This is a genomic window from Kiloniellales bacterium, from assembly GCA_030066685.1.
In the GTDB taxonomy this organism is placed as follows: Bacteria; Pseudomonadota; Alphaproteobacteria; order Kiloniellales; family JAKSBE01; genus JAKSBE01.
This window is the reverse complement of sequence record JASJBF010000038.1, coordinates 16,953-29,476: the sequence shown is the minus strand read 5'-3', so window position 1 is coordinate 29,476 and position 12,524 is coordinate 16,953. Positions and strand designations below refer to the sequence as shown.

General features: G+C 66.4%; 13 protein-coding genes. 7 read left to right on the top strand and 6 right to left on the bottom strand.

The window, feature by feature from the left end:
- The first annotated feature begins 95 nt into the window (after window positions 1–95).
- A complete protein-coding gene (locus tag QNJ30_21345; GenBank protein ID MDJ0946001.1) occupies window positions 96–887 on the top strand; it encodes a crotonase/enoyl-CoA hydratase family protein in 792 nt (263 codons plus the stop codon).
- A gap of 9 nt (window positions 888–896) precedes the next feature.
- Here QNJ30_21345 and QNJ30_21340 read toward each other — a convergent pair whose 3' ends face one another.
- A complete protein-coding gene (locus tag QNJ30_21340; protein ID MDJ0946000.1) occupies window positions 897–2,357 on the bottom strand; it encodes a putative nucleotidyltransferase substrate binding domain-containing protein in 1,461 nt (486 codons plus the stop codon).
- Window positions 2,358–2,579: 222 nt separating this feature from the next.
- Between QNJ30_21340 and QNJ30_21335 the strand changes: the two genes are divergently transcribed.
- Window positions 2,580–3,122: a hypothetical protein gene (locus QNJ30_21335; GenBank protein ID MDJ0945999.1), complete on the top strand. Its 543-nt coding sequence runs from the start codon at window positions 2,580–2,582 to the stop codon at window positions 3,120–3,122.
- Between the two features lie 77 nt (window positions 3,123–3,199).
- The gene (locus QNJ30_21330; protein MDJ0945998.1) at window positions 3,200–3,412 is read left to right on the top strand and encodes a hypothetical protein; all 213 of its coding nucleotides are present in this window, start codon (window positions 3,200–3,202) and stop codon (window positions 3,410–3,412) included.
- 20 nt (window positions 3,413–3,432) lie between these two features.
- On the opposite strand, the gene QNJ30_21325 is transcribed toward QNJ30_21330, so the two are convergent.
- The 3 genes from QNJ30_21325 to QNJ30_21315 form a co-directional block, all read right to left on the bottom strand.
- Window positions 3,433–4,041, bottom strand: coding sequence for a tetratricopeptide repeat protein (locus QNJ30_21325; GenBank protein ID MDJ0945997.1), 609 nt, complete (start codon window positions 4,039–4,041; stop codon window positions 3,433–3,435).
- Entirely contained in the window at window positions 4,038–4,280 is a 243-nt protein-coding gene (locus QNJ30_21320; protein MDJ0945996.1) for a hypothetical protein, read from the bottom strand. Before QNJ30_21320 ends, QNJ30_21325 begins: the two co-directional genes overlap by 4 nt.
- A gap of 178 nt (window positions 4,281–4,458) precedes the next feature.
- Window positions 4,459–6,450 carry a sodium:solute symporter family protein gene (locus QNJ30_21315; protein ID MDJ0945995.1) on the bottom strand — a complete coding sequence of 664 codons (1,992 nt, stop codon included), beginning with the start codon at window positions 6,448–6,450 and terminating at the stop codon, window positions 4,459–4,461.
- Window positions 6,451–6,962: 512 nt separating this feature from the next.
- On the opposite strand from QNJ30_21315, the gene QNJ30_21310 reads away from it, so the two are divergent.
- Window positions 6,963–8,534, top strand: a complete 1,572-nt coding sequence (locus QNJ30_21310; GenBank protein ID MDJ0945994.1) for a short-chain fatty acyl-CoA regulator family protein — start codon at window positions 6,963–6,965, stop codon at window positions 8,532–8,534.
- A 23-nt stretch (window positions 8,535–8,557) separates the two neighbouring features.
- Here the strand turns inward: QNJ30_21310 and QNJ30_21305 are convergent, their stop codons facing one another.
- The gene (locus tag QNJ30_21305) at window positions 8,558–9,397 is read right to left on the bottom strand and encodes a phytanoyl-CoA dioxygenase family protein (GenBank protein ID MDJ0945993.1); all 840 of its coding nucleotides are present in this window, start codon (window positions 9,395–9,397) and stop codon (window positions 8,558–8,560) included.
- Window positions 9,398–9,512: 115 nt separating this feature from the next.
- Here QNJ30_21305 and QNJ30_21300 point away from each other — a divergent pair, with 115 nt between their 5' ends.
- The gene (locus QNJ30_21300) at window positions 9,513–10,199 is read left to right on the top strand and encodes a thermonuclease family protein (GenBank protein MDJ0945992.1); all 687 of its coding nucleotides are present in this window, start codon (window positions 9,513–9,515) and stop codon (window positions 10,197–10,199) included.
- A gap of 10 nt (window positions 10,200–10,209) precedes the next feature.
- Here QNJ30_21300 and QNJ30_21295 read toward each other — a convergent pair whose 3' ends face one another.
- Window positions 10,210–10,776 (bottom strand): NAD(P)H-dependent oxidoreductase, encoded by a 567-nt coding sequence (locus QNJ30_21295; protein ID MDJ0945991.1) that lies wholly within the window; start codon window positions 10,774–10,776, stop codon window positions 10,210–10,212.
- 98 nt (window positions 10,777–10,874) lie between these two features.
- Between QNJ30_21295 and QNJ30_21290 the strand changes: the two genes are divergently transcribed.
- Both QNJ30_21290 and QNJ30_21285 read left to right on the top strand, forming a co-directional pair.
- Window positions 10,875–11,738 carry an MBL fold metallo-hydrolase gene (locus QNJ30_21290; protein MDJ0945990.1) on the top strand — a complete coding sequence of 288 codons (864 nt, stop codon included), beginning with the start codon at window positions 10,875–10,877 and terminating at the stop codon, window positions 11,736–11,738.
- Window positions 11,739–11,981: 243 nt separating this feature from the next.
- Window positions 11,982–12,455: a MarR family winged helix-turn-helix transcriptional regulator gene (locus tag QNJ30_21285; GenBank protein ID MDJ0945989.1), complete on the top strand. Its 474-nt coding sequence runs from the start codon at window positions 11,982–11,984 to the stop codon at window positions 12,453–12,455.
- The last annotated feature ends 69 nt before the right edge of the window (window positions 12,456–12,524 follow it).

Sequence of the window (12,524 nt, the reverse complement as noted above, 5' to 3'; positions counted from 1 at the left end):
TGAAAAAGCTTCAAGTCCGGCTGCAGACAACTCGTTTGCCGGGCCGGAGCGCGGATCGGACAGTGGCGCCTCCCGAGATCGAAGGAGCGCCCGTCATGCCGAGCCCGATCATCTGCGAGATCGCCGAGGGCATCGCCACGCTGACCCTCAACCGGCCGGAGAAGCTGAACGCCATCAGCTACGCGATGGCCGACGCCCTCCTAGACCGGCTCGACGCCCTCGAGGCGGACGCCGACGTGCGGGCGATTATCCTGACCGGCGCGGGCGAAACGGCCTTCTCGGCCGGCGCCGACATCCACGAGTTCTCCGAGAGCCTGCGCCAGGGAGCAGACGCCGCGCTGCGGAACTTCGTCCGCCGCGGCCAGGCCATGACCGCGCGCCTGGAGGCCTTCGAGAAGCCGATCATCGCCGCGGTCAACGGCCTGGCCTTCGGCGGCGGCTGCGAGATCACGGAGGCCGTGCCCCTGGCCATCGCCAGCGAAGCCGCGGTCTTCGCCAAGCCGGAAATCCGCCTGGGGATGCCGCCGACTTTCGGCGGCACCCAGCGCCTGCCGCGTCTGGCGGGCCGCAAGCGGGCGCTCGAGCTGCTGCTGACCGGCGAAAGCTTCCCGGCCTCCAAGGCGCTGGACCTGGGCCTGGTGAACGCGGTTGTTCCGCAGGTCGAGCTGCTGCCCGCCGCCCGCGCGCTGGCAGGACGAATCCTGCGCCATTCACCTCTGGCGGTCGCCAGCATCCTGAGGGCGGTGACCCGCGGGCTCAACGCGACCATCGGCGAGGGCCTGCAGGTGGAGGCCGAACAGTTCGCCCGGGTTACGGGCAGCCACGACCTCGGCGAAGGCTTGGCCGCCTGGAAGGAACGCCGCCCTCCCGCCTTCAAGGGCCGCTGAGCCGAGGGCTCAGAAGACGTCGCCGGTGAACTCCGCGTAGACCCGGTCGCGCAGCCCTTCGATCGCCCGGAAGGAATCGATCAGGATGTCCTTTTCACGTTCGGAGAGATCGTCGGGGTGGGTGTAGTTGCTGACGCTCTCGCCGGCCTTGAAGTCGGCGATCTGCTGGCGCAGCAACAGGCCGGTAATGTGGCGGAAAGCGCCTTTGAGGTAGTCCTGGGTATCGCGGTCGAAGACCCCCTTGTCGTGCAGGGCGCCGATCCGCCCCAGGGTCGAGGTCGCCTCCACCCCTTCGCGCAACGCCAGCAGCCGGACGCAGGACACCAGCGGAAGGGTGCCGCGATGCTTGAGGTTGATTTTGCCCTTGAACTCCTTTTTCTCGGTCTCGGTCTGCAGGCGCCCGAACCAGCCGAGGGCGACGCCTTGGTTACGCACCTCGGCCTGCATCTCCTGCAGGAACCCGGGACTCGCTCGCAGCATCTCGGTGACCCGGGTGCGCAGCTCGCGGACCATGTTCGCGTCGCCGTAGCCGCAGGTGAAGTCGAAGAAGATGTCCGAGAGCTGGACCGCGATCTCGCTGCGCTTCCGGCCCCAGTAGCGCAGCTGCGCGGCCCACTGGCTGCGGCTCTTGCGCCACAGCGGGTTTGTCGCCATGACGTAGCCGTTGCAGTAGGGAAAGCCGATCTGGTCGAGCTCCAGGGTCATGCGTTCGGCCAGCTCGATGAAAAAGCCGTCGATCCGCTCGTGCTCGGAGTCGGGATAGTCGTCCAGGATGAAGCCGTTGTCCTGGTCCGGATAGAGGAAGCTCTCGCCGCGGCCGCCCGAGCCCATGATCAGCAGCGCGAAGGGCACCGGCGGCTCGCCCCAGCCGGTGTCGCGCATCGCCGCCAGGTTGCGCCGGATCACGCGGCGATGGATGCCGCGGTTGATGTCGCTCAGCACCGCCTGGATCTCCGGTGCCGGGACCCGGTCGCGGAACAGTTCGTCGGCGACCTCGACCTGGGCCGCCTTGACCTCGCGCAGGCCGTCCAGGCTGTTCTCGTGAACGATCCGGTCGATCTGACGGAGGATCTGCTCCGCGGCGACCGCCAGGGCCGCGTTCAGATCGATGATTCCGACCGGGCGCTCCTCCGGATCGGTGACCGGCATGTGCCGCCAACCGAAGCGCCGCATGCGCGCGATCGCCACGTAGAGGTAGTCGTCGCGGCTGACGCTCTCGACCGGCGCGGTCATGACCGCGGTCGCCGGCTCTTCGCCGCTGCACCGCAGGGCGATCCGGCGAGTGATGTCCTGCTCGGTGATGATGCCGCTGAGCCGGCCCTCGCGGTCGGTGACCAGGGCGCTGGTGCGCTTGCGCCGGACCATCTCGGCGATCAGCTGGGCCACGGTGGTCTCCGCAGGCAGCACGAGGCCCCCCTTGCGCATGTAGTCGCGAACAAGTTGAGAGAAGATCTTGGTCTGCGACTGCATGCCGGCCCTTCCCCGCGAAGATCTGCTCCGGAGGCCCGGCCGCAAAGCCGGCGGCGGCTCCCGAGAACTTGAAAAGAGTCCGATCCCAAGGCCTCTGGGATTCGGCGCGCCGGGCACTATACTAATTGTAAGGGTTGTTCAGATAAAACCTTGGTCTGGATCTGTGAGCCCGGATCGGACCCTTTGGAGGAAGCGCGGCCTGCACGACGAACCGGAGGGAAAATGCCCAACTTCCTGCAGACCTTGATCCGCCCGGACCAGGACGAAAACGAAGACCGTGCGCTGATCGCCCATGCGGCGAACATCCTTGAGATCGGCGAATTTCAGTTGCTCCAGCTCGCCTACTACGAGTGGCACGGCTGCGACATGCCGGAGGCCCAGACCGATACGATCTTCCACGGCTTCATGATGCAGAACCGGGTTCCGCATTGGGCCAAGCACTTCGCGCGCCGCGTCCTGGAGCACGAGGAACGCGACGAGCTGAATGCGCGGCATCCCTATTTCCACCGCTACGACAGCGAGTACCACCGTGCCGCGGCGCTGGGCAGCCGGCGCCTGGCGATCGCGCTGTGCGTCATCATGCTGGCAGTCGGCGGCGGCATCCTGGTGAGCCACTTCGCGACCCATGGAACCGCTGCGACAGCGACCCGGGCGGCGCCCGTCGACACCGCCAAGCCGAGCGCGCCGGCCACGTCGGTCACGCCGCCCTTCTTCTCGGAAGAGGAACTGCGCCCAACGCCGCGAACCGACTTGCGCGGATCCTGACGCCCGGCCCCGGGTGAGGGCGGCGAGCGTCGCGCTGGCGGCTTGAGCCGGGCACGCCGGCCGTTTAGGTTGCCGCCATGTTCGAGTTCGCCGGGGCATGGGAAATGCCCATCAACATCGTCTTCCTCGCGGTGACCGGCTTCATCGCCGTCAACGGCATCCGCTACCGCGACGAAGAGGGCAAGACCGACTTCGTCCGGCTGCTCTTCGGCTGCATCGCGGCCGTCTTCTTCATCATGGTGCTGCTGCAGGACGTCCTCGGCGTGGTCAGGTTCGCGCCGGGTCCCTGACGGCCCCGCCGGGCCGGGTCTCAGGGCTTGTGCATGCGCTGCAGCTCGTCCTTCTCCGGAACGCGCATGACCCGCTGGTCCTCCGGCAATCTGAGCTGTTCTTGCAGATAGATGGCACGGTCCCGAACCGTCGAGGGCCGATAGCCGTAGAGGATCTGGTCGAAGATGCCCGGCCCCTCGGTGACGCCCTCGTCGACCTGCAATGACCTGACGTAGTCGAACAGGGCCTCCTCGTAGCGAGCTTCCCGGTCGTGGACCACGCCGCGGTTGGCGTAGGCGGCCGCGAGCGCGCCGCGACCCGTGGTGTCGTCAGGCTCCAGAGTCTCCTCCAGGCGGCCGATCAGGTAGGTTAGCTCCTCGACGGCCTCGGCGTAGCGTTCGGTCTGGATGAAGACCAGGGCCCGGCCCATCAGGGCGCCGCGATGGTCGGGCATCTCCTGCAACGCCAGGTCGAAGCTCTTCAGAGCCAGGTCGAATTCGCCGGAGGTCAGCTGCTGGTCCCCCTGCTTGGTGTGGTAGTCGCCCGGCTCCTGGCGCAGGAAGTTCTCCATGAAGGGCCAGGCGATGACCGTCACCAGGAGCAGCAGCCCCATCAGCACCACGAAGCGCTTGAGCACTCTTTCGTTCATGATCCGTCACCGAAGAGCACGTGCATTACGAAGAAGTAGGAGAACACGAAGGATAGCAGGGCGGAGGTCGCGCCGGCGCGCCGGCGCAGCCGGATCCGGCGTTCCTCGTCCTGATTGCCGTCGCGCTCGGCGCGTCGCACGGCGAGCACCCAGACGAAGTTCCGCACGAAGTGGAACAGCGCCAAGCTCAACGCCAGAACCCAAAGCAGGGCATACTTCTCGGTGAAGAGCTCCGCCACCCTCAGATCCCTCGCCTCTCCGCGCCGCTGGCCGGGAGGCCGCACGCCAGGGCCCGTGTAAGCGGACCGCAGGCTCCGGAATGTTACCGCGCGCCCGCGGGCCCTGTCTTATCCAAAGAAAAGGGGGAGGGACAAGCCCCTCCCCCAGTCTCGATTGCCCGATGTCTACGCAACGGGATCAGTCGGCGGCGCCTCCGGCACCGGCCTGCTCGGCCGGCGCGTGGACATCGCCGATATCCTCGGTCAAGGCCTCGATCTCCCGTTCCGGAACGGTCGACATCTCCATCTTGTAGGCCAGGAACCACATCATGCCGACGCCAAGGATCCAGAACAGGATCTGCCAGACCCAGATCGACGGCATGCCGAAGGTCCAGGTCGAGGAGTCGCCCGGGACGCCGAAGATCGTGTTGCCGATCACCGCACCGGGGCCGATGCCGAAGAACAGCCACGCGAGGGTGATGATCCAGGCCACCGGAACCAGGCCCTTCTTGGAAGCCGGCAGGCTCGCGTGCTCGCGCAGGAAGTTGTGGAACTTCATGCGATGCTCGCGGTCGGCCGAGTTCTGGGTCATCCCCGAGACGATGACGCAGACGCCCAGGTTGAAGATGATGCCCCAACCCGCCGAGTGGATCGTCCAAGGCCAGCGGCCCCAGGGCAGAGCCCCGCCGGTCAGGTCGACGGCAATCTTCTCGGTCGCGATGACCGCGATCAGGCCCGCGGCCAGACCCCAGGTGGCACCCTGACGGGTGATCCAGGGGAACCAGCACACGGCGGCCAGAGACGGCCACATCTGGAAGCCGAAGGCCACCGCCAGACCGCCCAGGAGAACCAGGGCGTCCCGCGAGAAGGTCGCGACGATCAGCGCCGAGAGGACGATGAAGGCCACGCCCAAGCGACCGAAGAGCTTCTGGGTGGTGTGCGAGGCACCCGGGTTCAGGTAGCGCTTGTAGAGGTCGCGGGTGAGCATTGCGCCCGCCGTCGACATATAAGCGGCACCCGTGGACTGCATCGCGGCCAGGGCACAGACCGCCAGCAGGCCCACCAACCAGGGCAGGCTGTCCGCGATCTGGTTGAAGTAGAAGGGCACCAGCGAGTCTGGTTTGGCGGCGATCGCCTCACCGTCGAGGATCTGCGAAATCGCTAATCCCGCCTCGTTCACCGCCGGGTTGGCGCCAAGGAGATGCGCGCCCATGCCCTGGAAGGCGGTGAAGAAGAACAGGATCAAGCCGATCGCGAAGGACGAGGCCCAGACCTGCTGCGGCGCGAAGGGCCGCGGGTCGGTGTTGGAGAAGGACCACATCGAGAAGGCCGGCGCCGACTGGATGCCCATCAGGGCGAACATGTAGGTCAGCACCATGATGCCGGTCCAGAGGCCGCCGACGGGCGTCTCCTTGCCCAGTCCCGCGGTGAACTGGATCACGCCCGGGATCGCGAAGTAGGCGTTGTGGCCGTCTTCGGTGACCCCCCACTTGCCGACGTCGCTGGCCGCGAGGGTTGCGAAGCCCTCGTTGATGGCCCCCCAACCGCCGATCAGGTTGAGCGCGATGATACCGGTGACAATGATGCCGAGCGCCAGCAGAATGCACTGCAGGGTGTCGACGTAGGCCACTGCCCGCAGGCCGCCCGAGGCGACGTAGATCAGCACCACCAGGGACAGGATCCACATGCCCGCGGTCGCGGAAACGATGCCGTCGGGGCTGCCTTCGGTGATGGTCAGCACGTTGAACAGGAAGCCCGAGGCTCCGAGCTGCACGCCCAGGTAAGGGATCGAGAACAGCAGGGCCACGATCACCGTCAGAATCCGGATCGCGTCGCCGCGGAAGTAGTCGGACAGCATCTCGCCCGGCGTGACGTAGCCGAAGCGCTTGCCGATGATCCACTGCCGCTTCAGGAACATGACCCCCGTGAAGGGAATCGTGATGGTGTAGAAGGACGCGTAGGCGTACTGGAACCCGTCTCGATAGACGAGCCCCGGATGGCCCATGAAGGTCCATCCCGAGAACGACGTCGCCGTCGCCGCCAGGACGAACACCCACATCGACATGCGGCGCCCGGCGATGAAGTAGTCGCTCGCCGTCTTGGCCTGCAGGGCGCCCTTGACACCCCAGAAGATGCAGTACGCCCAGTACATGCCGACGAAGGCAAACAACCAAACAACTTTTGCTTCCATCTTTGCCGTCTCCCCTCCATTGGGTCCGGACTAGCATTGACCGCAGAGAGGCCGGCGAGAGGTGCCGGGCCGCAGCGGTCTTCCCCAAGTGTTCGCCCGGCCGGGCAACGCAAGGCAGAACCTGCCGACGCGCCGCGCCTCCGGGGCCGACCAGAAAGGAGGGGTCCAAGCCTTGACCGCCGGCGTCACGCCTCCGTGACACCGGCCAGCCGGCTCCAGCGAATCGGGGGAATGGCCCGGGTGATCCGATGGGCGCCGCCAAGCTTGGTGAGCGCCGCCCTTCACCCGTGACGCGGGGGAGCTTCCTGTCTCCCTTGCGCGTCGCCTCCCCCCGGTAGAGATCGCCCTTAGAGCGGGCTGCATCCTTTTTGGTCTTGCTTGTAAAAATCCCACAATTCGTTAACCCAGTCAACAAGACCCTTGGTTTTCAGCCTTTCGGTGTGTAAATTGACCCTGAGAAACCATGGCCAAATTGTAAATCTCGTAAAAATCCGGGGCCGTGGGCGCGGGCTATGAGCGATCGCACACATCTTGGGAGCAAGGTCAGACGGCTGCGCCGTGCGCAGGGCGTGACTCAGGTCGACATGGCCAAGCGGCTGGGCATCTCGCCCAGCTACCTCAATCTGATCGAGCACAACCAGAGGCCCCTGACCCGCTCGCTGCAGATGAAGCTGGCCGAGGGCTACGACGTCGATCTGCAGGTCTTTGCCGAGGACGAGGACGCGCGCATCGTCACCGACCTCGTCGAGATCCTCCGCGATCCGCTCTTCGCCTCCTTCGAACTCGCGCCCAAGGATCTGAGCGACGCGGTCGGCGCGGCGCCGGTGCTGGGCCAGGCCATGATCGCGCTCTACCAGGGCTACCGCAATCTGCGCGCGGACCTCGACGCGGTCAGCGAAAGACTCAGCGACGATGCCTTGATCTCGGCCTCGACCCACGAGTTGAGGACCGTTCTCACCTCGATCCGCTCCTTCTCGGAGATTCTGCGCGACTACGACGACCTGGACGCGGCGCAGCGACAGCGGTTCCTGGAGATTCTGGTCAAGGAGACCGGCCGTCTGGACCAGGCCGTCGACCGCATGGTCGATTTCGCCAAGGGCGAAGACCTCACCGGCCTCGGCGGCCTGGCCTCGGCGGTCGACGATGTGATGGACTTCATCCAGAACCACAACAATCACTTCCCGGAACTGGAAGCTGCGGCCGAGGCCCTCTGGGACCAGGCGGAGCTCGCCGGCCGGCCGCTCGAGTTTGCCCTCGCGGCCTATCTCGAGACGGCCTGCGGCGTCGCGGTGGAGATCGGCGCCGACCGGGACCTCGCCGGCGGCGTGGCCGCTTTCGACGAGGCTCGCGGCAGGCTCGTCCTCTCCGAGGCCCTGCCGGCCAGCAGCCGGGCCTTCCACACGGCGCGCTGCATCGGCGCCCTGCGCTGCGGGCACATCTTCGATCCGCTGATCGAAGGCACGACGCTTTCGGCCAGCGACTCCGGCGCCAAGCTTCGCCAAGCCCTGACCTCCTACTTCGCGGGGGCGGTGATCTTGCCGTACGAGCCCTTCGTGACTGCGGCGCGGGAGCTGCGCTACGATCTGGAGCGCCTGCAGCAGCGTTTCGGCGCCAGCTTCGAGCAAGTCTGCCATCGACTGACGACCCTGCAACGGCCGGGGCAGCGCGGCATTCCCTTCCACTTCGTCCGCATAGATCCCGCGGGCAACGTCTCCAAGCGCTTCGGCGGGTCCGGGCTGCGGATTGCCCGCTACGGCGGAGTCTGTCCGCGTTGGAACCTTCACGCCGCCGGCGCCGCACCCGGGCGGATCCTGCGCCAGGTCGCCGAAATGCCGGGCGGCAGCCGCTTCTTCTGCCTGGCGCGCAGCATCACAAAGCCAGGTGGCGGCTACGGGGAGCCCGAGACCCGTTATGTGATCGGGATCGGCTGCGACCTCTCATATGCGGAAGAGCTCGTCTACAGCGAGGGTTTGAGCTGGGACGACCCCGAGACGGTGGTCCCGGTGGGAATCAACTGCCGGCTCTGCGAGCGCAGCGATTGCCGCCAGCGTGCCATGCCGTCGCTGGTCCCGCCCGTGGCGTGAGCCCAGTGCGCGCCAGCGCCCTTCTATTCTTCGTCCAGATAGAAAGGGCCGGGGCGGTTGTGGAGATCCTCGTAGTGCACCAGCACCGGTTCCCCCAGGGGCACGCCCTGGCCGCCGCGAAAGGCCCATTCGCCGCGGTCGCAATTGGCGGCGATCACGTAGCCGTTGACGTAGGTGCGGCGATCCATGGACGAGACGTTGGGACCCGAGCCGTGGATCATGTAGAGGCCCCAGAACGCGAGATCGCCGGGGTCGAGCTCCAGATGCACGATGCGTCGCGGGTCCAGCCCCAGAGCCTTGAGATCCTTGTCGCTGAGGGCGGCGTCCATGATCCGGCCGCGTTCGGGAAAGGTCAGCTTGCCCAGCTTGTGGCTGCCCGGATAGACCGTGATGGCACCGTTCTCGGTCCTGTGCGGGTCGACCGCGATCACCGTCTGGATGTAGGAGCGGCCTGGCTCGCGGTAGGCGGAGGGGGGTCGCCGGAAATGTATATCCTGGTGGTAGCTGAACTCGGTCGTCGCAGCGCCGGGCGGCTTCCAGTGCATCTGATTGATGATCTGCTTGAGATCGCCGCCGATCAGCGGCTCCAACACCCGCAGGATGCGTGGATCGCGTCGGTAGCTTTCCAGAACCGGATCGAAGTAGGATGGCCACTGGACCAGGCGCAGAATCCGGCCGAGCCGCGGATCCTGGCCGACGCGAAACAGCACGTTGCCGTCCCGATAGCTGGCGTGGTGGGTCAGGCCCTGGGCGTAGACCCGCTCGAAGGCGGCTGCCAGGGCGGCGACGTCGCCGGGGTCGAACAGACCGCGAACGACGGCGTATCCCTGATCTCGAAAGTGCTCCAGATAGCCAAGGTCCATTCGAGGGCGGCCTCCAGGGAAAAGGAGTAGCAGTTATCACAGAAGAAACACGATATTTCCTTTATGCCCGTACCACCTGCTATAGGTAGTTAACGAAAGCCGTTGAGGAAGCGCGTTGACACGGTCTGTTCTCAAGATGTTCCTTCCCGTCGCCGCCGCTGTGGCCTGGGTTTGCCTGGCGCCCGGCGATGGCGCGCTGGGCGCGAACGAGGCCAATCCGGTGATCGATGGGGATACCCTGGTCGTCGAGGGCCGCCTGGTGCAGCTATCGGGAATCGACGCGCCGGAACTCGGTCAGCGCTGCTTCAACGACAGCAAGTCCTGGCGTTGCGGTCTGGAGGCCGCCTTGGCGCTGCGCAAACTGATCGCCTTCGGCGAGGTCGTTTGCGAACCGGCGGACCCGGAATCGCAGAGCGCCCAGGCAAGTTGCAGCGTCGACGACAAGGATCTGGCGGTTGCGCTTCTCCAGCAGGGCTACGCCGTTGCGCTTCCCGAAGCGCCTTCGGCGTTTCAGACGGCCCAGAACAGCGCCAAGGAGGCCAAGTTCGGCATCTGGCGCGGCGATTTCGTGGCGCCCGCGTCCTGGCGCGACGGCGTGCGCCTGCCCGGCGAGGCCGAGGATCCGCAGTACTGCGTCATCAAGGGAACCATCAACGAGAAGGACCAACGGGTCTTCTACGTGCCCTCTGACAAAGGTTACGACGCCATCGTCATCGATCCCAGCCGGGGTGAGCGCATGTTCTGCAGTGACGACCAGGCGATCCTGCGCGGCTGGCGCCCCTTCCCCAAAGCCAAGTCCTGAAGCGCCCGGGTCACGGCCGGCGGCCCTCCCGCGTGAAGTCGGCCAGCGCCGCGAGGAACGCGGCCAGGTGCTCGCGCGCTTTCGGCTCGGCCAGCCGCCCGGCCTCGTCGAAAGCGCGGCGGGCGTCGCCCAGCATCATCTCGGGGCGGTTCATGATCCGGCCATCCAGGTAGATGAAGCATTGGCGCAGCTGGTACTGGGCGCGGGCCGTGCCCAGACGGCTCGGGCTGGCGCCCAGGATCGCGATCGGCTTACCGGCGAAGGGCTGGTCTGGCGGCCGGGAGGCCCAGTCGATGGCGTTCTTGACCACCCCCGAAAAGGAGAAGTTGTATTCCGGCGTCGCGATCAGCACCGCGTCCGCAGCGGCGATGCCCGCCCGCAACGCGGCGACGGCCTCTGGAAGGCCGGCCTGGCGCAGGTCCTCGTCGTAGAGCGGCACCCCTGCAAGGTCGAAGACCTCGATCGCCATGCCGTCCGGCGCCAGGTCCTGCGCCGCCGCCAGCAGCGCCTTGTTGAGAGAGCCGCGCCGCAAGCTTCCGGCAAAGCCGAAGACCCGAATCCCGTCATTCGAAGCCATGATCCTCGCCCTCTCCGCTTTGCCGGCCGGCCGGCCATCTGCTATCAGGTCACGTCCGGCCGGTCGGGCCGGCGTGCCGCCCCCAAAAGGGAGAGGACATGGGCCCGCGGGTCAAAGCCTTTTTCGACGAGGACACCTTCACCGTGTCCTACGTCGTATCCGAGCCGGAGGGCGGGCACGCCGCGATCATCGACAGCGTGCTCGACTTCGATCCCAAGTCCGCGCGTAGCAGCACCCGCAGTGCCGACGCCATCATCGACCACCTGGCGACGCAGTCGCTGCGCGTCGACTGGATCCTCGAGACCCATCTGCACGCCGACCACATGACCGCGGCCTCCTACCTGAAGCAGCAAGTCGGCGGGCGCAGCGCGATCGGCAAGCGGATCACCGAGGTCCAGGCGACCTTCAAGGCCCTCTACAACCTCGGTCCGGAGTTCGCGGCCGACGGGTCCGACTTCGACTACCTCTTCGCCGACGGCGAGACCTTCCGGATCGGCGCGCTGGAGGCCCGGGTCCTGGCGACGCCGGGGCATACACCGGCCTGCGTCACCTACCTGATCGGCGATGCGGCCTTCGTCGGCGATACAATCTTCATGCCCGACTACGGCAGCGCCCGCACGGACTTCCCAGGCGGCGACGCGGCGACCCTCTACCGCTCGATCCGGAAGCTCTTTGCCCTGCCGCCCGAAACCCATATGTTCCTCTGCCACGACTACAAGGCGCCCGGGCGCGATCACTTCGCCTGGGAGACCACGGTGGCGGAGCAAAGGGACAAGAACATTCATCTGCACGACGGCATCGACGAGGACGCCTTCGTGAAGCTGCGCGAAGAGCGTGACAAGACGCTTCAGATGCCGGCGCTGATCCTCCCCTCCGTGCAGGTGAACCTGCGCGCCGGGCGTTTCCCGCCGCCGGAGGACAACGGCATCGCCTATCTCAGGATTCCGCTGAACGCGCTCTGAAACCCTTTGCCCGCAACTTGCGAGGCGGAGGTGCCGTGGCAGAGAAGTCACGCGCCGGCCGCAATCGGCCCCGAATTCTACAATGCCTTGTGTCTCAAAGCAGGATGGGTGCTAAGCTTCATCCTGCGGGCCTACAACTGAACCGGGTCGGGAGCAAGACGCTCCGGGCCTCCAAAAAAATGCGATCAACCCTCAAGACATCACAGTGGTTCAGATTGCTCGCAGAGAGGGGCATATCAGACCATGCTGGATATACCGGAACAGTTAAGTCCGGATGACTTGGCGCAGGTAGCGACACAATGCGCTTGCGGAAACTTCCGGAAAGCAACACGTGCCGTCACGCAGTTCTTCGATGAATGTCTTGAGCCCACGGGCCTACGCTCGACGCAGTTCGTGATCCTCGTGGCGGTCGGGGCGATGCAACCCACCAGCATCGCCCGCCTGGCCCGCGAGATGGTCATGGATCCGTCGACCATGGCTCGGAACCTGCGGCCTTTGGAAAGCCAGGGACTGGTCGAAAAGCTCAGCCGGGAGGGCCGGCGCAGCGTCAACCTGTCGCTAACCGCCGCAGGCCGGGCCATGCTGAAGCAGGGCTACCCCCTGTGGCATGACGCCCAGAACCGCTTCGTCGGCCATTTCGGCGGGGAGACCTGGGAGCACCTGCGCGGCTTCCTAGCCCAGGCGGTCAGCGCCACGCGCCTCCCCGACGACTATTAGCCAGGCCAAGCCACACCCCCGACCTGCCTTCGATCCCGGCCGGCCGCAGCACGCCTCCGCCGGCCTGTC